Source organism: Streptomyces rugosispiralis, assembly GCF_024505145.1.
Taxonomy (GTDB): Bacteria; Actinomycetota; Actinomycetes; order Streptomycetales; family Streptomycetaceae; genus Streptomyces; species Streptomyces rugosispiralis.
The window spans coordinates 191,867-216,251 of the sequence record NZ_JANIAA010000001.1 but is presented as its reverse complement, the minus strand read 5'-3'; the positions used below and the strand labels follow the sequence as shown (position 1 = coordinate 216,251).

At 73.1% G+C, this 24,385-nt stretch carries 2 protein-coding genes; both read left to right on the top strand.

Annotation, left to right across the window (positions count from 1 at the left end):
- Positions 1-162 precede the first annotated feature (162 nt).
- Positions 163-9,369 (top strand): non-ribosomal peptide synthetase, encoded by a 9,207-nt coding sequence (locus NP777_RS00915; RefSeq protein ID WP_256648035.1) that lies wholly within the window; start codon positions 163-165, stop codon positions 9,367-9,369.
- Positions 9,366-24,383, top strand: coding sequence for a non-ribosomal peptide synthetase (locus tag NP777_RS00910; protein WP_256648034.1), 15,018 nt, complete (start codon positions 9,366-9,368; stop codon positions 24,381-24,383). The genes NP777_RS00915 and NP777_RS00910 overlap by 4 nt, the downstream gene beginning before the upstream one ends.
- The last annotated feature ends 2 nt before the right edge of the window (positions 24,384-24,385 follow it).

The window sequence follows — 24,385 nt, the reverse complement described above, 5'->3', positions numbered from 1 at the left end:
TTGGTATTTCTCTTGCGGATCGACATCTCGTAACGGAATTCCATTTCACTTCCGTTGGCTTGCCGAGATGTAGTTGACTTCCGAATTTGTCGCGTTGAATGAATCATGCGCCCCACTCGATTCATTATCGATGCGCCATCGCCCGATCAGGACGGATGAACCATGACCGGTTATCAGATTGCCAGCCTGCCGCTCACGGCCGCGCAGTCCGGTATCTGGCTCGCCCAGCGGCTTCAGCCGACGAATTCCCTCTTCAACATCGCCGAATACATCGACATTCACGGCGAGATCGACGCCACGCTCTTCGAGAGCGCGCTGCGCCGTGCCGTGGCCGAGGCCGAGACGCTGCGGGTCCGGATCCTGGAGGAGGACGGCAGGGCGGCGCAGGTGGTCGAGGAGCGGGTCGACTGGACCCTGCCCCTCATCGACGTCAGCCACGAGGACGATCCCCGCGCGAGTGCCGAGAGCCACATGCGCGCCGAGATGCGCCGGCCGGTGGACCCCACCACCGGTCCGCTCTTCGCCTACACGCTGTTCAAGGCGGCGGACGACCGGTACTTCTGGTACCAGCGCTACCACCACATCGTCATGGACGGCCTCGGCCTCTCCCTGGTCGGCCGTCGCGTCGCCGAGCTCTACACCGCCCTCGCGGCCGGACTGCCCTGCCCCGAGGCGCCGTTCGGGTCACTGGCCGAACTCCTCGACGACGAGGCCGCGTACCGGGACTCCGACCGGTTCACGCGCGACCGCGCGTACTGGATGTCACGCTTCGCCGATCGGCCCGCCGCCACCAGCCTGGCCGACCGCACCCCGGCCCTCCCCGCACGGCTGGAGCGCCGGAGCGCCTTCCTCGACGAGCCGACGCTGGCCGGATTGCGCGCCACCGCACGCGAGGCGGAGGTCAGCTGGCCCGCCGTCCTCGTCGCCGCGCTCGGCGTCTATCTGCACCGCATGACTGGCAACCGGCGGATCGTCCTCGGCCTGCCCGTGATGGCCCGGCCCGCCGGACGCGCCCGCACCATCCCCGGAATGATGTCCAACGTCCTGCCGTTCCGGCTGGATCTGCACCCCGGCACCACCGTGGCGGAAGCCGCCCGCCTGGCGTCCAGGGAACTGCACGGCGCGCTGAAGCACCAGCGGTACCGCGCCGAGGATCTGCGCCGGGACCTCGAACTCTCCGGTGACGAGCACCGTCTCATCGGCCCGCACATCAACATCGTCATGGTCGACTACGACCTGAGCTTCGCCGGTCACCGCGGCACCGTGCACAACCTCGGCGGGGGCCCCGTCGACGATCTGTCACTCGTGGTGGACGGACGGGCCGCCACGGAGCCGGGACGGTCCGGAAGCGGCGGCAGCGCGGCCGGCGGGCTACGTATCGACCTGGACGGCAATCCGGAGCTGTATGGCCCCGAGCGACTCGCCGACCACCAGCGGTGCTTCCTCGGCCTCCTCGGCCACTTCGCCCACGCGGCGCCCGACACCCCCATCGGCCGGATCGATCTGCTGGCCCCCCAGGAGCGCGAGCGCGTCCTGGGCGAGTGGAACGCCACCACCCACGAGGTGCCGGACTCCTCCCTGCCCGAGCTGTTCGAGGCCCAGGTCGCCCGCACCCCGCGGGCCCCCGCGGTGGTCTTCGAGGGCCGCACGCTGACATATGCCGAGCTCAACCGGCGCGCCAACCGGCTTGCCCAACTGCTGATCGCGCACGGCGCCGGTCCGGAGAGCCTCGTGGCCCTCTCCGTGCCCCGCTCCGACGAGATGATCGTGGCGCTGCTCGCCATCCTCAAGACCGGCGCCGCCTACCTTCCGGTGGACCCCGGCTACCCGGCCGAGCGGATCGCCTACATGCTCGACGACGCCGCACCGGCGATCGTGCTCACGGCCGACGCGGACACCGCGGGCGGCGATGGCCGCGTCTCCCTGCGCCTGGACGCCCCGGAGACGGCCGAACTGCTCGCCGGACAGCCGGACCGCGACCCCGTCGACGCCGACCGCACCACCCCGCTCCGGCCACAGCACCCCGCCTACGTGATCTACACCTCGGGCTCCACCGGCCGGCCCAAGGGCGTCGTGGTGTCCCAGGCCGCCGCCGTCGACCTCGCCACCTGGGCGGCCACCGACATCGGACCCCGGCAGCTGAGCCGGGTCCTCGCGTCGACCTCGCTCAACTTCGACGTCTCCGTCTTCGAGATGTTCGGGCCGCTGTGCGGTGGCGGGAGCATCGAGGTGGTGCGCGACCTGCTCGCGCTCACCGAGCGCCCGGCGGACGGCTGGTCGGGCAGCCTGATCAGCGCCGTCCCCTCGGCATTCGCCCAGGTGCTGGCGCACGGCGAGGTGAACACCTCCGCGGAGACCGTCGTCCTGGCCGGGGAGGCCCTCTCGGCACACGCCGTCGCCGCCATCCGGAACGCCATCCCGGGCTGCCGCATCGCCAACATCTACGGCCCGACCGAGGCCACCGTCTATGCGACCGCCTGGTACAGCGACCGTGAGGCGGACACCGGGGACCAGGCCCCGCCCATCGGCCGCCCGATCTCCAACACCCGGGTGTACGTGCTGGATTCGGCGCTCCAGCCGGTACCCGTCGGCGTCACCGGAGAGCTCTACATCGCGGGCGACGGCCTGGCCCGGGGGTATCTGCGGCGTCCGGGGCTGACGGCGGAGCGGTTTGTGGCGGATCCGTATGGCGGGGCGGGTGCGCGGATGTATCGCACGGGGGATGTGGTGCGGTGGCGGGCGGATGGGAATGTGGAGTATGTCGGGCGTGCCGATGAGCAGGTGAAGGTGCGTGGTTTCCGGATCGAGCTGGGGGAGATCGAGGCGGTTCTCGCCCGGCATCCGCGGGTCCGGCAGACGGCGGTGATCGCCCGCGAGGACCGCGCGGGTGTCAAACAGCTCGTGGCGTATGTGGTGGCCGAGGGCGACCCCGACATGGGGGAGTGGCGCGGGCATGTGGCCGCCGAGCTGCCCGAGTACATGGTCCCGGCCGCCTTCGTCGCGCTGGAGCGGTTGCCGTTGACGCCCAACGGCAAGCTGGACCGCCGGGCGCTTCCGGCGCCCGACTTCGGGTCGACCGTCACCGGCCGGGCGCCCGCCACCGCGCGCGAGAAGGTGCTGTGTGCGGTGTTCGCCGATGTGCTGGGGTTGCCGGGGGTCGGGGCGGATGACAACTTCTTCGATCTGGGCGGGGACAGCATCGTCTCCATCCAGCTCGTCAGCCGCGCCCGCGCCGCCGGACTGGTCTTCACCCCGCGCGATGTCTTCCAACGCCCCACCGTGGCCGCGCTCGCCGCGACCGCCACGGACGCGGACGCCACCTCGACCCCGGCCCCCGACCAGGGCATCGGTGTGGTGCCGCCGACTCCGATCGTGCACTGGCTGCGGGAGCGTGGCGGTCCGGTGGATGGTTTCCATCAGTCGATGCTGGTGCGTACGCCGGCCGGGCTGACCTTGGAGGCCCTGACGAGCGGGTTGCAGACCGTGCTCGATCATCATGACGCGCTGCGGATGTGGCTCAGACGTGACGGTGATGGTGGCTGGGAGCTGGAGACCGGGCCGCGGGGTACGGTCGACGCGGCCGATGTGATCAGGCGGGTGAGCGATCCGGAGGAGCTGCGCCGGGATCCGCTGGAAGACAGACCGCTGAGGCCCGAGGCCGGTGCGATGGTCCGGGCCGTATGGCTGGACAATGGCGCGGACGCTCCCGGTCGGCTGTTGCTGGTGGCTCACCATCTGGTGGTCGATGGGGTGTCGTGGCGGATTCTGCTGCCGGATCTTGCGGCGGCGGTCGAGGGCCGGGAGCCGGAGCCGGTCGGTACCTCGCTGCGGGGCTGGGCCGAACACCTCACCGCCCTCGCCCGGCACCCCTCCCGACTGGCCGAACTGCCGCTGTGGACGGCCATGTTCGAGGGACCGGACCCGTTGCTGGGCGGGCGGTCGCTGGATCCGGCCCGGGACACCGCCGCCACCGTTCGCCACCTTCGGCTGACGCTGCCGCCGGAGCGGACGGAGCCCCTGCTGACGCGGGTGCCCGCCGCGTTCCACGGTGGTGTGAACGACGTGCTGCTGACGGGCCTGGGTCTGGCGGTGGCCGACTGGCGGCGCCGCCACGGCCATGTGGACGCGACCGGGGTGCTGGTGGACCTGGAGGGTCATGGCCGGGAGGACATCGTCGAGGGTGCCGATCTGTCCCGTACCGTCGGCTGGTTCACCAGTCTTCACCCGGTGCGTCTGGAGCCGGGGGTCGAGGACTGGGCCGACCTGTGGGGCGGTGGGCGTGAGGCCGGGCGGGCGCTGAAGCGGGTCAAGGAGCAGTTGCGAGCCCTGCCCGACAACGGCATCGGCTACGGTCTGCTGCGCCACCTCAACCCCGACACCGCACATGAGCTGGCCGCCCTGCCGACCCCGCAGATCGGCTTCAACTACCTCGGCCGCCTCGCCTCCGGCACCGACACCGACTGGGCGGTCGAGAGCGCGTCCGGCGGCGGCGACGAGGACATGCCGCTCGTCCACACCGTCGACGTCGACGCGCTGACCCTGGACACCCACGACGGCGCACAGCTGCACGCCACCTGGAGCTGGCCGGACGGGCTGCTCTCGGAGGACGAGGTACGGGACCTGGCCGAGACCTGGTTCCGCGCCCTGGACGCCCTCGCCGCCCACGCCGTGGCACCGGGCGCCGGCGGTCGCACCCCCTCCGACCTTCCGCTGGTCTCCCTCACCCAGGACGAGATCGACACCCTGGAGCGCTCCTGCCCCGACCTGGAGGACGTGCTGCCGCCCTCCCCCATGCAGGAAGGGCTGCTGTTCCACGCCCTGTTCGACGAGGGCGGCGCCGACGTCTACACCGTGCAGCTCTTCCTCGGCATGGCGGGCGCGCTCGACGAACGGGCCCTGCGCGCCGCCGCGCGGACCCTGCTGAAGCGCCACCCGAACCTCCGCTCCGGCTTCCGCCACGAGCAGCTCGGCACCCCCGTCCAGGTCGTCCACCACGAGGTGGAGCTGGACTGGGAGACCACGGATCTGCGCGGCCTCGCCCCGGACGAGCAGACGGCCGAGCTCACCCGGATCGCGGAGGAACAGCGGGACCGTGGATTCGATCCGGCGGCGCCACCGCTGCTGCGCTTCGTCCTGCTGCGGCTCACCGACGACCACTGCCGCCTGCTCCTCACGTACCACCACATCCTGCTCGACGGCTGGTCGATGGCGCTGCTGGCCCAGGAGCTGTTCACGCTGTACGCACGCGGCGGAGACGACACGGGACTGCCCCACACCACCCCGTACCGCGACTATCTGGCGTGGCTCGCGGACCAGGACCGGGAGGCGGCCGAGGAAGCGTGGCGACAGGCGCTCGCGGGCATCGAGGAGCCCACACTGCTCGCCCCGACGGCCACCGACATCCCCGCACTGCCCCCGGAGCGGGTCACCCTCGACCTGTCGCCCGAGCTGACCACCGCGCTGACGGACCGGGCCCGCGGGCTCGGACTGACCATGAACACCCTGGTCCAGGGCGCCTGGGCGGTGCTGCTCGGCCGACTCGCCGGAGCCGAGGACGTGGTCTTCGGCGCCACCGTCTCCGGACGGCCGGGCGAGATCGGCGGCGTCGAGTCGATGGTCGGCCTGTTCATCAACACGCTGCCCGTGCGCGTGGCACTGCGCCCGGAGGAGAGCTGGACGAGACTGCTCACCCGCCTCCAGGAACAGCAGTCGGCGCTGATGGAGCACCAGTACATCGGGTTGCACGACACCCAGCGGCTGGCCGGGGTGGGGGAGTTGTTCGACACCCTCACCGTCTTCGAGAACTATCCCCTGGACCCGGACGTGCTGGACAGCTCCGGGAGCGGCCTGCGGATCACCGAGGCCGGCGCGGAGGACGCCACGCACTATCCGCTCACCCTCGTGGCGGTGCCGGGCCCGCGGCTCGCCCTGCGCCTCGGATACCGGCCGGAACTGTTCGCCGCCGACAGCGTGCGGGCCATCGGCACCCGCCTCAACCGGTTGCTGGAAGCCATCGCCACCGCCCCCGATCAGCCCGTCGCCGACGTGGACATCCTGGTTGCCGCGGAGCGCGAGCGGACGCTGATCACCTGGAACGCCACCCAGCACGACATCCCCTCCGCCACGCTCACCGAGCTGATCGAGGCCCAGGCGGCCCGAACCCCGCATGCCACCGCCGTGGTCTTCGAGGGCCGGACGCTGACGTACGCGGAGCTGGGCGCCCGCGCCAACCGGCTGGCGCGGCTGCTGGCCGAGCGGGGAACGGGCCCGGAGGGGTTCGTCGCCCTCGCCCTGCCGCGCTCCCTCGATCTCATCGTCGCGCTGGTGGCCGTGGTGAAGACCGGGGCCGCCTATGTGCCGGTCGACCCCGACTACCCCACCGAGCGCATCCGCTACATCCTGGGGAACACCCGCCCCGCGATGCTGCTCACCACCGCGGACGTCACCGAGGCGCTGCCGCCCGACGACGACACCCCCCGGCTGCTGCTGGACGCCGCGGACACCCGGGCGGCGCTGGCCGGCCACTCCGACGCCGATCTCACCGACGCCGACCGGCTCGCCCCGCTGACCGGCCGCAACACGGCGTATGTCATCTACACCTCGGGTTCCACGGGCAGGCCCAAGGGCGTGCTCGTCCCGCACGAGGGAATCGTCAACCGGCTGCTGTGGACGCAGGCGCGATACGGGCTCGACCCCTCCGACCGGGTGCTGCAGAAGACACCGTCCGGATTCGACGTCTCGGTGTGGGAGTTCTTCTGGCCGCTCATCACCGGCGCCCGGCTCGTGGTCGCCCGGCCGGAGGGGCACAAGGACCCGGCGTATCTCGCCCGGCTGATCCGCGACGAGGGCGTCACCACGACGCACTTCGTCCCGTCCATGCTCCAGGTCTTCCTCACCGAGCCCACCGCCGCCCACTGCACCGGTCTGCGCCGCGTCCTGTGCAGCGGCGAGGCGCTCCCCGGTGAGCTGCGCGCACGGTTCTACGAGACGCTGGACGTGCCGCTGCACAACCTGTACGGGCCCACCGAGGCATCCGTGGACGTCACCTCGTGGGAGTGCTCCGCCCAGGACCCGGCCGGGCCGGTGCCGATCGGCGCCCCCGTGTGGAACACCCGGCTGTACGTGCTGGATTCACGGCTGCGGCCGGTGCCCGTCGGCGTCGCCGGGGAGCTGTACCTCGCCGGTGTGCAACTCGCCCGTGGGTATCTGCGGCGTCCGGGGCTGACGGCGGAGCGGTTTGTGGCGGATCCGTATGGCGGGGCGGGTGCGCGGATGTATCGCACGGGGGATGTGGTGCGGTGGCGGGCGGATGGGAACGTGGAGTATGTCGGGCGCGCCGATGAGCAGGTGAAGGTGCGTGGTTTCCGGATCGAGCTGGGGGAGATCGAGGCGGTTCTCGCCCGGCATCCGCAGGTCCGGCAGACGGCGGTGATCGCCCGCGAGGACCGCGCGGGTGTGAAGCAACTGGTGGCGTACGTCGTCGCCGAGGGCGATTCCGACGTCGGTGAGCTGAGGAAATACCTGGCCGCCGAGCTTCCCGAGTACATGGTCCCGGCCGCCTTCGTCGCGCTGGAGCGGTTGCCGTTGACGCCCAACGGCAAGCTGGACCGCCGGGCGCTTCCGGCGCCCGACTTCGGGTCGACCGTCACCGGCCGGGCGCCCGCCACCGCGCGCGAGAAGGTACTGTGCGCGGTGTTCGCCGATGTGCTGGGGTTGCCGGGGGTCGGGGCGGATGACAACTTCTTCGATCTGGGCGGGGACAGCATCGTCTCCATCCAGCTCGTCAGCCGCGCCCGTGCCGCCGGACTGGTCTTCACCCCGCGCGATGTCTTCCAGCACCGCACGGTGGCCGCGCTCGCCGCGATGGCCGGTGAGGTCCGGGCGACGGCGGTGGAGCCACCGGACCATGGCATCGGTGTGGTGCCGCTGACCCCGATCGTGCACTGGCTGCGGGAGCGTGGCGGTCCGGTGGATGGTTTCCATCAGTCGATGCTGGTGCGTACGCCGGCCGGGCTGACCTTGGAGGCCCTGACGAGCGGGTTGCAGACCGTGCTCGATCATCATGACGCGCTGCGGATGTGGCTCAGACGTGACGGTGATGGTGGCTGGGAGCTGGAGACCGGGCCGCGGGGTACGGTCGACGCGGCCGATGTGATCAGGCGGGTGAGCGATCCGGAGGAGCTGCGCCGGGATCCGCTGGAAGACAGACCGCTGAGGCCCGAGGCCGGTGCGATGGTCCGGGCCGTATGGCTGGACAATGGCGCGGACGCTCCCGGTCGGCTGTTGCTGGTGGCTCACCATCTGGTGGTCGATGGGGTGTCGTGGCGGATTCTGCTGCCGGATCTTGCGGCGGCGGTCGAGGGCCGGGAGCCGGAGCCGGTCGGTACCTCGCTGCGGGGCTGGGCCGAACACCTCACCGCCCTCGCCCGGCACCCCTCCAGAGTCGCCGAACTCCCGCTGTGGAAACGGCAGTCCGACGGCCCCGACCCCCTGGTGGGCGCACGGGCACCGGACCCGGCCCGGGACACCGCCGCCACCATCCGCCACCTTCGGCTGACCCTCCCCCCGGAGCGCACCGACCCCCTGCTGACGCGGGTGCCCGCCGCGTTCCACGGTGGTGTGAACGACGTGCTGCTGACGGGCCTGGGTCTGGCGGTGGCCGACTGGCGGCGCCGCCACGGCCATGTGGACGCGACCGGGGTGCTGGTGGACCTGGAGGGTCATGGCCGGGAGGACATCGTTGAGGGTGCCGATCTGTCCCGTACCGTCGGCTGGTTCACCAGTCTCCACCCGGTGCGTCTGGAGCCCGGGGTCGAGGACTGGGCCGACCTGTGGGGCGGTGGGCGTGAGGCAGGGCGGGCGCTGAAGCGGGTCAAGGAGCAGTTGCGCGCTCTGCCCGACAACGGCATCGGCTACGGTCTGCTGCGCCACCTCAACCCCGACACCGCACCCGAACTGGCCGCCCTGCCGACCCCGCAGATCGGCTTCAACTACCTCGGCCGCCTCGCCTCCGGCACCGACACCGACTGGGCGGTGGCGCCGGAGGCCGACGGACTCGGCGGCGGGGCCGACGACGCGATGCCGCTTCCGCACGCACTGGAGATCAACGCGCTGACCGAGGACGGTCCGGGGGGCGCCCGTCTCGGCGCCACCTGGAGCTGGCCGGACGGGCTGCTCACCGAGGACGAGGTACGGGACCTGGCCGAGACCTGGTTCCGCGCCCTGGACGCCCTCGCCGCGCACGCCGAAGGGCCGGGCGCCGGTGGACACACCCCCTCCGATCTGACGCTGGTCTCCCTCACCCAGGACGAGATCGACGCATTCGAAGACGAACTGGAACCGGGAACCGAGTGGGAGATGCCGAAGTGAGCAGCCAGTCGAGGGTCGAGGACATCCTGCCTCTGTCGCCCCTGCAGGAGGGGCTTCTCTTCCACGCGGTGTACGACACCGAGGCTCCCGATGTGTACACCATGCAGTTCGCGTTCGACCTGGTCGGACGGGTGGATCTGGCCGCCCTGCGCGTCGCCGCGGCAGCCCTGCTGCGCCGCCACGCCAACCTGCGCGCCGGGTTCCGCAGACGCAAGACCGGCGAGGCCGTCCAGATCATCCACCGCGAGGTGGAACTGCCCTGGGACGAGCGGGACGTGAGCGGTCTGGACGAGGAGGCGCAGACCGCCGAGATCGCCCGGATCCTGGCGGAGGAGAAGGGCCGCAGGTTCGACCTCGCGAGCCCGCCGCTGGTGCGCTTCGTCGTCGTCACGCAGAGCGCCGAGCGATTCCGGCTCATCCTGACCAACCATCACATCCTGCTCGACGGCTGGTCGATGCCGCTGCTCGCCCGGGAGCTGTTCACGCTCTACGCGGCCGGGGGCAGCGATGCCACGCTGCCCAGGGTCACCCCCTACCGCGACTATCTGACCTGGCTGGCCGGGCGCGAGCGGGGCGCCGCCGAGGAGGCGTGGCGGCGGGCGCTGGACGGGGTGGAGGGGCCCACGCTGCTCGCCCCCACCGAGGGCGAGCGGCGCGACGCGGCCCAGCCGGAGCGGGTGACGCTGGAGCTGTCCGCCGAACTGACCGCATCCCTGGGACAGTTCGCCCGCTCCCGCGGGCTCACGCTGAACACCCTGGTGCAGAGCGCCTGGGCGGTGTTGCTGGGACGGCTCACCGGGCGCCGGGACGTCGTCTTCGGCGGCACGGTCTCCGGCCGCCCGCCGGAGATCCCCGGCGTGGAGTCCATGGTGGGGCTGTTCATCAACACCCTGCCGGTGCGCGTGGTGCTGCGGCCCGAAGAGCCGTTGTCCGGCCTGCTCGCCCGGGTACAGGAGCAGCAGTCGGCGCTGATGGAGCACCAGCACCTGGGGCTGCACGAGGTGCAGCGGCTGGCCGGGACCGGTGAGCTGTTCGACACCCTGACCGTCTTCGAGAACTACCCCCTGGACCCCGGTGGTCTGGAGCTGCCCGGTACCGGGGTGCGCATCGCGGGCGTCGACGTCAACGACGCCACGCACTACCCGCTCACCCTCGCCGTGCTCCCGGGCGACCGGCTCACCCTGCGCCTGGACCACCGCTCCGACCTGCTCGGCCACGACGCCGCCCAGCGGCTGGCCGCCCGTCTGGTGCGGCTGCTGGAGACGGTCGTCGCCGACCCCGACCGGCCGGTGGCGGCGGTGGACATCCTGGACGCCGCCGAGCGGACACGGATCCTCGTGGAGTGGAACGCCACCTCTCGCGACCTGCCGCGGGCCGGGCTCGGCGAGCTGTTCGAGGCCCAGGCCGCGGTGACGCCCGGGAACGACGCGGTGATCTTCGACGGCGGCGCGCTGACCTACGCCGAGTTGGACGCCCGCGCCAACCGGCTCGCCCGGCTGCTGATCCGGCGCGGTATCGGCCCGGAGAGCATCGTCGCCCTCGCCCTGCCCCGGTCGGTGGAGATGGTGGTGGCGCAGCTCGCCGTGGCGAAGGCGGGGGCCGCCTACCTTCCGGTCGACCCCGACTACCCGGCCGAGCGCATCCGTTTCATGCTGGAGGACGCCCGGCCCGAACTCGTCATCACCGGGGCCGGCGCCGCCCTCGCCCACCAGGGGGAGCGGCTGGACCTCGACGACCCCGCGCTGCCCACCCGGCTCGCCGCGCTCCCGGCCACCGGCATCGTGGACACGGACCGTACGGCCCCGCTGAGCGCGGCCCATCCGGCGTATGTCATCTACACCTCCGGTTCCACCGGCACCCCCAAGGGCGTGGTGGTCTCCCACACCGGTCTGGCCTCCTTCGCCACGGCCGCCGTGGAGAACTTCGACGTCGACGCCGGGGCGCGGGTCCTGCAGTTCGCCTCGCCCAGCTTCGACGCCGCGGTCCTGGAGCTGTGCATGGCGCTGACCTCCGGCGCCGCGCTCGTCGTACCGCCGCCCGGACCGCTGGCGGGGGAGGCCCTCGCCGAGGTGCTGGCAGGACGGCGGGTCAGCCACGCCCTGATCCCGCCCGCCGCGCTCGCGTCGGTGCCGGCGGCCACGCCGCTGCCCGGTTTCCGCTCCCTGGTCGTCGGCGGTGACGCGTGCTCCGCCGAGCTGGTGGCGCGCTGGTCGTCCGGCCGCCGGATGGTCAACGCCTACGGCCCGACCGAGTCCACCGTCGCCGCCACCATGAGCGGGCCGCTGAGCGGAGAGCGGACGCCCCCGATCGGCGGCCCCGTCGTCAACACCCGGGTGTATGTGCTGGACGAGGGGCTGCGGCCGGTGCCCGTCGGCGCCCCGGGAGAGCTCTATCTCGCGGGCGACGGGCTGGCCCGCGGCTATCTGCGCCGCCCCGGGCTGACGGCGGAGCGGTTCGTCGCCAACCCCTTCGACGCCCCGGGCACCCGGATGTACCGCACCGGCGATGTGGTGCGGTGGCGGGCCGACGGCACGCTGGACTACCTCGGGCGCGCCGACGAGCAGGTCAAGATCCGGGGCTTCCGGGTCGAGCTGGGCGAGATCGAGACCGTCATCGCCCGTCATCCGAAGGTCGCCCAGGTGGCGGTGGTCGCCCGTACGGAGGGGCCCGGCGTCCGGCGGCTGGTGGCCTACGCGGTCGGCGAGGCGGGGGCGGCCGAACTGCGCGACCATGTGGCCGAGGTGCTGCCCGCCCATATGGTCCCGGCGGCGTTCGTGCGGCTCGACGCGCTGCCGCTGACGCCGCACGGCAAGCTGGACCGCAAGGCGCTGCCCGCGCCCGACTACGGTTCGGTGACCACCGGGCGGGCCCCCGCCACCCCGGAGGAAGAGGCGCTGTGCGCGGTGTTCGCCGACGTGCTCGGGGTGGAGCGGGTCGGTGTCGACGACAGCTTCTTCGACCTGGGCGGCGACAGCATCGTCTCCATCCAGCTGGTCAGCCGGGCCCGTAAGGCGGGGCTGACGTTCACCCCGCGCGATGTGTTCCGGCTGCGGACCGTGGCCGCGCTCGCCGCCGTGGCCACGTCGCGGGAGGAGACGGCGGCCACCGCCGAACCGGACGACTCCGGTATCGGGGTGGTGCCGCTCACCCCGATCGCCCACTGGCTGCGGGAGCGCGGCGGGCCCGTCGACGGCTTCCACCAGTCGATGCTGATCCGCACCCCCGCCGGAGTGGACCAGTCGCAGCTGACCGCGGCCCTGCAGGCCGTACTCGACCACCACGACGCGCTGCGGCTGCGGCTGACCCGGGCCGGCGGCATCGTCTGGAGCCTGGAGGTGGCGCCGCGCGGGGCGGTCGACGCCGCCGGCTGTCTGGTCCGGGTCGACGCGGCCGGGCTGCGCGGCGAGGCGCTGCGCTGTGTGGTGGCCGGACACCAGGGCACGGCTCAGGCGCGGCTCGAGCCCGAACAGGGGGCCATGGTGCGGGCGGTGTGGTTCGACGGCGGACCGCACGAGAGCGGCAGACTGCTGCTCGTCCTGCACCATCTGGTCGTGGACGGCGTCTCCTGGCGGATCCTGCTGCCCGACCTCGCCGCCGCCTGCGAAGCCGTCATAGCGGGCGACCCCCCGCGGCTGGAGCCGGTGGGCACCTCGCTGCGGCGCTGGGCCGAGCAGCTCACCGCGCTCGCCCAGCACCCGGCCCGGCTGGACGAACTGCCGCTGTGGACCGCCATGCTTCAGGCTCCGGACCCGCTGCTGGGCAGCCGCGCCCTGGACGCCGCGCGGGACACCGTGGCCACCGTCCGGCACATCAGCCTCACCCTGCCGCCCGAGCGCACCGAGCCCCTGCTCACCCGGGTGCCCGCCGCCTTCCACGGCGGAGTCAACGACGTCCTGCTGACGGGCCTCGCCCTGGCGGTCGCGGACTGGCGCCGGCGCCGGGACGGCGACGCGGCGGCCCCGCTCCTGGTCGACCTCGAAGGCCATGGCCGCGAGGGCGTCGTCGAGGGCGCCGATCTCTCCCGTACCGTCGGCTGGTTCACCGATCTGCACCCGGTGCGGCTGGATCCGGCGGTGGCGGACTGGGCCGAGCTGTGGGCCGGCGGCCCGCAGACCGGACGGGCGCTGAAGAGCGTCAAGGAGCAGCTGCGCGCCCTGCCCGACAACGGCATGGGCTACGGTCTGCTGCGCCACCTCAACCCGCAGACCGGACCGGCCCTGGCCCGGCTGCGAAACCCCCAGATCGGCTTCAACTACCTGGGCCGCTTCCCAGCCGCCTCCGCCGGGGACGAGGGCGCCGACTGGGCCGCGGCCCCGGAGGCCGACGGCCTCGGCGGGGGCGTCGACCCGGCCATGCCCGTCCCGCACGTCCTGGAGGTGGGCGCCCTCACCCGGGACCACGCCGACGGGCCGCGGCTGACCGCGACCCTGTCCTGGCCCGGCGATCTGCTGACCGAGGAGGACGCCCGCGACCTGGCCGAGACCTGGTTCCGCGCCCTGGACGTCCTCGCGGCCCACACCGGGGTGGCGGGAGCCGGCGGGCACACCCCGTCGGATCTGCCCCTGGTCTCCCTGAGCCAGGACGAGATCGACACCGTGGAGCGGGCCCGCCCGGGCGTGGCCGATCTGCTGCCGCTGTCGTCCCTGCAGAAGGGGCTGCTCTTCCACGCCGTCTACGACGAGCGGGCGCGGGACGTCTACACCGTGCAGCTGCTGCTCGACGTGACCGGGCCGCTGGACCCCCGGGCGCTGCGCCGCGCGGCCCACGCGCTGCTGGAGCGCCACGCCAATCTGCGCGCCGGTTTCTGGCACGAGGGGCTGCGCACCCCGGTGCAGTTCGTGCCCCGGGCGGACGGGACCGAGCTGCCCTGGTACGAGTTCGACCTGTCCGCCGTCCCGGCCGACCGGCGGGATGCCGAGCTGGAACGGCTGCTCGCCGAGGACCGTGCCCGCCGGTTCGACCTGACCGCGCCGCCGCTGCTGCGCATCACCGTGATCCGGCTCGACGGCGACCGGTACCGGCTGGTGCTGACCAACCACCACATCCTGCTGGACGGCTGGTCCACCCCGCTGCTCGCCCAGGAGCTGTTCACGCTCTACGCATCCGGGGGAAGCGATGCCACGCTGCCCCGGGTCACCCCCTACCGCGACTATCTGGCCTGGCTTGCCGACCAGGACGGCGGCGCCGCCGAGAAGGCGTGGAAGCAGGCCCTGGAGGGCGCCGAGCCGACCCTGCTCGCCCCCGTGGACCCCGCCCGTGAGGCGGCGGTGCCGCGGAAGGTCACCGTCGAGCTGTCCGCCGAACTGACGGCGTCCCTGGGGCAGTTCGCCCGCTCCCGCGGGCTCACGATGAACACGCTGGTGCAGGGCGCCTGGGCGGTGCTGCTCGGCCGGCTCACCGGGCGCCAGGACGTGGTCTTCGGCGCCACCGTCTCCGGCCGCCCGCCGGAGATCGCCGGTATCGAGACGATGGTGGGCCTGTTCATCAACACCCTGCCGGTGCGGGTGGCCCTGCGGTCCGGGGAGCCGCTGTCCGGGCTGCTGGCCCGGGTGCAGGAGCGGCAGTCGCTGCTGACCGACCACCAGTACCTCGGCCTCACCGACATCCAGAACATCGCCGGCACCGGTGAACTCTTCGACACCCTCACCGTGTTCGAGAACTACCCGCTCGACCCGGCGGCGCTGGAGCTGCCCGGCACCGGGCTCGGCGTCCTGGGCATCGACGGCCGGGACGCCACCCACTATCCGCTGACCCTCGTCGCCATCCCCGGACTCCCCGGCCAGGGCCTCCAGCTGCGGTTCAGCCACCGGCCCGACGTGCTGGACCCGGCGGCCGTGGAGCGGATGGCGGACGGATTGCTGCGGCTGCTGGACCTCATCGCCACGGACCCGGATCGCCCGGTCGGACGGATCGATGTGCTCGGTCCCGACGAGCGCGCCCGGCTGCTGGCGCTGGGGACCGGGGACACCGGCCCCCGGCCCGCTGTGTACGGATCGATCCAGCGGAGGTTCGCCGACCAGCTGGCCCGTACCCCGGACGCGGTCGCGGTCAGTGACGCCGACGGGCAGGAGGTCACCTACCGGGAACTCGACGCCCGTGCCAACCGGCTGGCGCACCGGCTGATCGCCATGGGGGTGCGCCCGGAGAGCGCGGTCGCCGTGATGCAGAAACGTTCCGTCGAACTGGTGGTCTCGATCCTCGCGGTGCTCAAGGCGGGCGGCGCGTATGTGCCCCTGGACTCCCGCTATCCGCGGGCCCGGCTGAGCCTGATCGTCGAACAGACCGCCGCCGGTGTGCTGCTCACCGACCGCGACCTGCACGAGGCCGCCCGCGCCTTCCCGCACCGGGCCCGCCCGCTGGCCGTCGACGACCCCACCCTCGACGGTGACGCGCCCCTCGACGGCGAGCCGGACACCGACCCCGGTATCGACGGACACCAAGAGCAGCTCGCCTATGTGATGTACACCTCGGGCTCGACCGGCACCCCCAAGGGCGTCGCCGTCACCCACCACGATGTGCTCGGCCTCGCCTTCGACGGCGCCTGGGACAGCGGCCACCACACCCGGGTGCTGCTGCACTCGCCCCAGGCGTTCGACGCCTCCACCTACGAGCTGTGGGTGCCGCTGCTGCGCGGCGGCCACATCGTGGTGGCGCCCCCCGGGGAACTCGACGTCCAGGACCTGGCCCGGGTCATCGTGGAACGGAGGGTCACCGGGTTGTGGCTGACCGCCGGTCTCTTCCGGATCCTCGCCGAGGAGCGGCCCGAATGCTTCGCGGACGTATCCGAGGTGTGGTCCGGCGGCGACGTCGTCCCGGCGCCGATGGTGCGCAGAGTCCTGGCCACCTGCCCCGGTCTTGTGGTCGGCGACGGCTACGGCCCGACCGAGACCACCACGTTCGCCGCCTACCACCGGATGCGGGCGGAGGACACCGTCCCCGACACCGTGCCCATCGGCGGGCCGCTGGACCGGATGCGGCTCTACGTCCTGGACGACAACCTGGCCCTCACCCCGCGCGGAGTCGCCGGTGAGCTGTACATCGCCGGTGCCGGACTCGCCCGCGGCTATCTGGACCGCCCCGGGCTCACCGCGGAGCGCTTCGTCGCCGACCCCTTCGGCCCCGCCGGGGCCCGGATGTACCGCAGCGGTGACCTGGTCCGCTGGACCGACGGCGGCCTGCTCGAATTCGTGGGCCGCGCCGACGAACAGGTCAAGGTGCGCGGCTTCCGGATCGAACTCGGCGAGATCGAGGCCGCCGTGTCCCGCTTCCCCGGCCTCGCCCAGGTCGCCGTGATCGTCCGCGAGGACCGGCCCGGAGACAAGCGCCTGGTCGCCTACGCCGTCCCGGCCGGCGGACAGCCCGCACCGGACCTGTCCGCGCTGCGCGACCACACCGCGGCCGCCCTGCCCGCGTACATGGTCCCCGCCGCCTTCGTCGCCCTGGAGACCCTGCCCGTCACCACCAACGGCAAGGTCGACCGCCGGGCCCTGCCCGCGCCCGACTACGGCGCCGCCGCCACCCACCGGGCCCCGCGCACCCCCGAGGAGCGCACCCTCTGCGAGATCTTCGCCGAGGTCCTGGGCCTGGCCGAAGTCGGCATCGACGACAGCTTCTTCGACCTCGGCGGCCACTCCCTGCTGGCCACCCGGCTGGTCAGCCGGGTGCGCTCCGGGTTCGGCGTGGAGCTGGCGGTGCGCAGTCTGTTCGAGGCCCCCACCCCGGCCCGGCTCATGGCGGCCATCGCCGGAGCCGCCCGCGCCCGCGCCGCGCTGCGGCCCGCCGAGCGGCCCGAGCTGATCCCCCTGTCGTACGGCCAGCACCGGATGTGGTTCCTCAACCGCCTGGAAGGCGCCGCGTCCCCGTACAAGATCCCGATCGCGCTGCGGCTGAGCGGACACCTCGACCGGGCGGCCCTGCGGGCGGCGCTGGGCGATGTGGTGGCCCGGCACGAGGCGCTGCGCACCGTCTTCCGCGAAACCGGCGGCACCCCGCACCAGGTGGTGCTCGGCACCGACGCCGCCACCCCCGTCCTCACCACGGAGACCATCACCGAGGAGGAGCTGCCCGAGGCGCTGCTCCGGGCGGTCGCGCCCGGCTTCGACCTCGCCGTCGACCCGCCCCTGCGGGCCACCCTGTACGCACTCGGCCCCGACAGCCACGTGCTGCTGCTGGTCCTGCACCACATCGCCGGTGACGGCTGGTCGATGGGCCCGCTCGCCCGCGACTTCTCCCTGGCCTACACCGCCCGGCTGAAGGGCGAGGCGCCAGAGCAGGACCCGCTGCCCGTGCACTATGCGGACTACAGCCTCTGGCAGCGGGAGGTGATGGGCGGCGAGGACGACCCGGACAGCCCGATCTCCCGGCAGCTCGCCTTCTGGACCCGCGCGCTCGCCGGGCTCCCCGACGAGCTGGAGCTGCCGGCCGACCGGTCCCGGCCCGCCGTCGCCACCTATCAGGGCGGCACCCTGATGTTCCGGCTCGAACCGGAGCTCCACCACGGGCTGCTGGGCCTCGTACGGGACAACGAGGCGAGCCTGTTCATGGTGGTCCAGGCCGGGCTCGCGGCGCTGCTGACCCGGCTGGGGGCGGGCACCGACATCCCGCTGGGCAGCCCGATCGCGGGCCGCACCGACGAAGCACTCGACGAGTTGGTGGGCTTCTTCGTCAACACCCTGGTGCTGCGCACCGACACCTCCGGCAACCCCACCTTCCGGGAGCTGCTCGCCCGGGTCCGGGACACCGACCTCGCCGCCTACGCCCACCAGGACACCCCCTTCGAGCGGCTGGTCGAGGTGCTCAACCCGGCCCGCTCGATGGCGCGCAACCCGCTGTTCCAGGTCATGCTGGTGCTCCAGAACAACCTCCAGGCCGATCTGCGGCTGCCCGGACTTGACGTCACCGTGGAGACCGCCGGCGCCCACGCCGCCCAGTTCGACCTGTCCATCGACCTCACCGAGCGCTACGCCGAGGACGGCGCGCCGCGGGGCCTGGACGGCCGGTTCGACTACAGCACCGACCTGTTCGACCACCCCACCGCACAGCGGCTGCTCGGCTGCTTCGTGCGGTTCCTCCAGGCCGCCGTCGCCGAGCCGGACCGCCCGGTGGGGGACCTGGACCTCATCGAACCGGGGGAGCGGCGGCAACTGCTGCTCGACTGGAACCGCACCGAGCGCGACACCGGCATCACCGGGGTCGTGGAGCGGGTCCGGGAGATCGCCGCCCGCCACCCGGAGGCCACCGCCCTCACCGACGACCAGCACACCGTCGACTACGCCACCCTGGTGGCCCGCGCGAGCGCCCTCTCCCGCAGGCTGCTGGCGAGCGGCGCGGACGCCGGTGCGGTCGTCGCGATCCTCTCCGACCGCACCGTCCGGGCGCCCACGGCCGTCCTCGCCGTCCTCGGCATCGGCGCCGCCTATGTGCCGCTCGACCCGCGCGCCCCGCACCGGCGCGGCGCCGGAATGCTCGCCGACAGCGGCGCCCGCCGGCTGCTGGCCGCGCCCGAACACCTGGAGCGGGCCCGGGAGCTGGCAGAGGCCGCCGAGTTCCCCGTCGAGGTACTGGTGCTGGACGACCGGGCCGACGACGCCACCGAGCTGCTGCCCGTCGCCGGAGGCCCCGGCCACCTCGCCTACGTGATCTTCACCTCCGGCTCCACCGGCCGCCCCAAGGGCGCGATGGTGCACCGGCGCGGCATGGTCAACCACCTCCTCGCCAAGATCGAGGACCTGGGGATGACGGACACCGACAGCGTGGTGGCCAACGCCCCGCTGACGTTCGACATCTCGGTGTGGCAGATGCTGTCCGGGCTGGTCGCCGGCGGCCGGGTACGCCTGGTCGGCGAGGACACCGCGCTGGACCCGCAGGCGCTGTTCACCCGCGTCGCCGAGGAGCGGATCACCGTCCTCGAGGTCGTCCCCTCCCTGCTGCGCACCGCGCTGGACGCCTGGGAGTCCGGGGCGTACGCCGTCGAACTGCCCCAACTGCGCTGGCTGATGGTGACCGGCGAGGCCCTTCCGCCGGACCTGTGCGCCCGCTGGTTCGCCCGCTATCCGCACATCCCGCTGGTCAACGCGTACGGCCCGACCGAGTGCTCGGACGATGTCACCCACGCCGTCATCGACGCCGCCACCCCGCTCGGCGGCGTACGGGTGCCGATCGGCGCCACCATCCGCAACACCCGGCTCCACGTCCTGGACACCCGGCTCCAGCCGGTCCCGGTCGGCGTCCCCGGTGAGCTGTACGTGGGCGGCACCGGCGTCGGATACGGCTACGTCGGCGACCCCCGGCGCACCGCGGTCACCTTCGTGGCCGACCCGTTCGCCGACGAGCCCGGCAGCCGGCTGTACCGCACCGGCGACCGGGTGCGCCGGCTGCCCGACGGACAGCTGGAGTTCCTCGGCCGGCTCGACCACCAGGTCAAGATCCGCGGCCAGCGCATCGAACTGGGCGAGGTGGAGGCCGCGCTGCGCGCGATCCCCGCGGTGACCGACGCGGTCGTCACCGTCGGCACCGACCCCGCCGGGCAGAGCCGCCTCGTCGGCCATGTGGTCGGCGCGGCCGACCCCCGGCGGGTGCGCTCCGAACTCGCCGCGGCGCTGCCGGAGGCGATGGTGCCCGCGGTGCTGATGGCCATGGACGCACTGCCGCTCACCCCCAACGGCAAGGTGGACCGCAAGGCTCTGCCCGCCCCCGACTTCGGGGCGGCGGCCACCGGTTCCGGACGGGCCCCGCGCACCCCGCAGGAAGAGCTGCTGTGCGATGTGTTCGCCGAGGTGCTCGGACTGCCCCGGGTCGGCCCCGACGACGACTTCTTCGACCTGGGCGGCCACTCGCTGCTCGCCACCCGTCTGGTGAACCGGATCCGGTCCGCCTTCGGGGTGGACGTCCAGGTCAGGACGGTGTTCGAAACGCCCACCGTGGCCGGGCTCGCCACCTCCCTCACCCTGGGCACGGGAGCCAGGGCACCGCTGGTCCCGGCCGGGCGGACCGGGCGGATCCCGTTGTCGTACGCCCAGCGCCGGCTGTGGTTCCTCAACCGCTTCGACGGCGACAGCGGCGCCTACAACGTGCCGCTGGCGCTGCGGCTGACCGGTGACCTCGACCGCGAGGCGCTGCGCGCGGCCCTCGGCGACGTGGTGGCCCGGCACGAGAGCCTGCGCACCGTCTTCCCCGAGACCACAGGACCGGACGCGGACGGCGGCGCGTACCAGCGGATCGTGGACGCCGAGACGGCCCGGCCCGCGCTCCCGGTCATCGCTTGCGATGAGGCGTCCCTGCCCGGAGAGCTGGCCGCCGAGGCCGCCACCGGATTCGACCTCACCCGCGAACTCCCGCTGCGCACCAGGCTGTTCGCGCTCGCGCCGGACAGTCATGTGCTGCTGCTGGTGATGCACCACATCGCCAGCGACGGGGCCTCCGCGGCACCGCTCGCCCGCGATCTGGCCTCCGCCTACGAGGCCCGGCGGGCCGGTGAGGCGCCGCGGTGGACACCGCCGCGGGTGAACTATGCCGACTACAGCGTCTGGCAGCGCGAGGTGCTCGGCGACGAGAGCGACCCCGACAGCCCGATCGCCCGGCAGCTCGCCTTCTGGACCGGAGCCCTGGCCGGTCTCCCCGACCAGCTGGAGCTGGTCACCGACCGTCCCCGCCCCGCGGTCGCCACCGGAGCGGGCGGCACCGTCCCCGTGCGGATCGGCCCCGAGTTGCACCAGCGGCTGGCCGGACTCGCCCGCGAGAACCGGGCGAGCGCCTTCATGGTGGTCCAGGCCGGGCTCGCGGCGCTGCTGACCCGGCTGGGGGCGGGCACCGACATCCCGCTGGGCAGCCCGATCGCGGGCCGCACCGACGAGGCGCTGGACGATCTGGTCGGGTTCTTCGTCAACACCCTGGTGCTGCGCACCGACACCTCGGGCGACCCCACCTTCCGGGAGCTGCTGACCCGGGTCCGGGACACCGACCTCGCCGCCTACGCCCACCAGGACATGCCGTTCGAGCGACTGGTGGAGGTCCTCAACCCGACCCGCTCGCTCTCCCGCCACCCGCTCTTCCAGATCGCCCTGGCCTTCCAGAACCCCACCGAGGTCGGCCAGGAGGTCACCGGCCTCACCGTGGCCGGGGAACCGCTCGGCAACGGCGGAGCCAAGTTCGACCTGTCGATCAGCCTCGCTGACCGGCGCGACGAAGCCGGTGGTTGCCAGGGCATCGAGGGCCATGTCGTCTACAGCGCCGACCTGTTCGACGCGGACACCGTCACCGCCCTGGTCGCCCGGCTGATCCGGCTGCTGGAGGCCGCCGTCGCCGCCCCGGACCAGCCGATCGGCCGGATCGGGCTGCTCGATCCAGCCGAGCGGCACCGCATGGTCGTCACCTGGAACGACACCGCCACCGACGTCCCCGAGGTCACCCAGCCCCAGCTGTTCCAGGCCCAGGCGGCCCGCACCCCCGACGCCCCGGCGCTGGTCTTCGGCGACCAGGAGCTGTCGTACGCGGAACTCAACGCCCGCGCCAACCGGCTGGCCCGCCTGCTCATCGAATATGGCGTGGGCCCGGAGCGGTTCGTCGCCGTCGCGCTGCCCCGATCGGCACGGCTGGTGGTGGCCCTGCTCGCGGTGGGCAAGGCCGGCGGCGCCTATGTGCCGGTGGACCCGGCGTACCCGGCCGAACGGATCGGGTTCATGCTCTCCGACACCGGCCCGGCCCTGCTGCTCACCGACGCCGACACCGCCGCCGCACTGCCGGAGGGCACCGAGGGCATCCCGCGCCTCCTCCTGGACGACCCCGCCACCGACACCCGCCTCGCCCGCTTCGCGGCCACCGACCCCGGCGACGGCGACCGGCTCGCGCCGCTGCGCCCGGCCAACCCGGCCTATGTCATCTACACCTCGGGCTCGACCGGACGGCCCAAGGGCGTCGTCATCCAGCACTCCTCGCTCACCGACTACCTGGTCTTCGCCGGGGGCGACTACGACGGGGTGCGCGGCACGGCGCTGCTGCACTCCTCCATCTCCTTCGACCTGTCGGTCACCGCCACCCATGTGCCGCTCACCGTCGGCGGCACGGTCCAGGTCGTCCGCGACCTCCAGGACCCGGACCCGGGGACCGCCGAGGCGCTGCGCGCCCGCCCGTGCGCCTTCCTCAAGGCCACGCCCAGCCATCTGCCGGTCCTCACCACGCTGCCGGAGGAGTTCGCGCCCACCGCCGAACTGCTCCTCGGCGGTGAGCTGCTGCTGGGCGAGCGGGTCGACGCCTGGCGCGCGGACCACCCCGGCACCACCGTCCTCAACATGTACGGGCCCACCGAGACCACGGTCAACTGCAGCCAGTACCGGATCGCACCGGACACCCCGATCCCGCCGGGCCCGCTGCCCATCGGCGGCCCGATGCCCAACACCCGGTTCCACGTGCTCGACGACCGCCTCGAACTGGTGCCGCCGGGCGCGGCCGGAGAGCTGTACGTGGCGGGCGACTGCCTGGCCCGCGGCTATCTGGGCCGCCCCGATATGACGGCCGCCCGGTTCGTCCCCGACCCGTTCGGCGCCCCCGGCACCCGCATGTACCGCACCGGGGACGTGGTGCGCTGGAACCCGGACGGCACCCTGTCCTTCCTGCGGCGGGTGGACGACCAGGTCAAGCTGCGCGGCTTCCGGATCGAACTCGGCGAGGTCGAGGCCGTGGTCGACCGCCACCCCGCCGTCGCCGGGTCCGCGGTGATCGTGCGCGAGGACCGACCCGGCGACCAGCGCCTGGTCGCCTATGTGGTGCCCGAGCCCGGCGCCGAGCTCCCCACCCCGGCCGAACTGCGCCGCCACGCCGCCGCGGACCTGCCCGAGTACATGGTCCCGAACGCCTTCGTCCCGCTGGACGTGCTGCCGCTGACCCCCAACCGCAAACTGGACCGCCGGGCCCTGCCCGCGCCCGAGTCCGCCGCGGTGTCCGGCGGCCGGGCCCCCCGCACCCGCCAGGAGCGGCTGCTGTGCGAGCTGTTCGCCGAGGTCCTCGGCGTGGAGCGGGTGTCGATCGACGACGGTTTCTTCGACCTCGGCGGCCACTCCCTGCTGGCCACCCGGCTGATCGGCCGGGTGCGCGCCACCTTCGGGGCGGACATCGCCATCCGCACCCTCTTCGAGGCGCCCACGGTGGCGGAGCTGACCGAGCGGCTCGGCACCGGGGAGGACGACGGCCAGGGCGCCAACGGAGCGTTCGAGGTACTGCTGCCGCTGCGCCGCAAGGGCGGCCGCCCGCCGCTGTTCTGCGTCCACCCGGCCAGCGGTTTCAGCTGGTCCTACGCCGGGCTGATGCGCCACCTCGGCCCCGACCACCCGATCTACGGCCTGCAGTCGCGGGGCATCGCCGAACCCGGTGAACTGCCCGCCGGTGTCCAGGAGATCGCCGCCGATTACCTGAAGCAGGTGCGCACCGTCCAGCCCACCGGCCCCTATCTGCTGCTCGGCTGGTCCTTCGGCGGACTCGTGGCACACGCCATGGCCGAACAGCTCCAGCGCGCCGGTGAGCGGGTAGCCCTGCTGGCCATGCTCGACTCCTTCCCCCGGCTGCCCCAGAGCCACGGCGGTGGCGCGGGGCGCCCGGCGGAGGACCCGGTCCTGTCCCAGCGGGAGTTCCTCGCCGGAATGCTCGACCTGGCCGGCTACGAGCGGGCCGAGTGGGACGGCGAGCCGCTGGAGTACGGCCGGGTCGCGGAGATCCTGCGCGGCCAGGGCGGCATCCTCGGCAGCCTCGAGGAGCGGCACGTCGCGGCGCTGTACGAGGTGTTCGAGAACAATTCACGGCTCGCCCGGGGCCATGTACCCGGGACCTACGTGGGTGACGTGCTGTTCTTCGAGGCGACGCTCGGCAAGCCGGAGGACGCCCCCGGGCCCGAGGTGTGGACGCCCTTCCTGGAGGGCTCCATCGAACGCCACCCCGTCGAGTCCGCCCACGACGACATGACCCAGCCGGAACCGCTCGCCGGGATCGGCAAGATCCTCGCCGCCCGGCTCCGCGACTTCACCTGAGA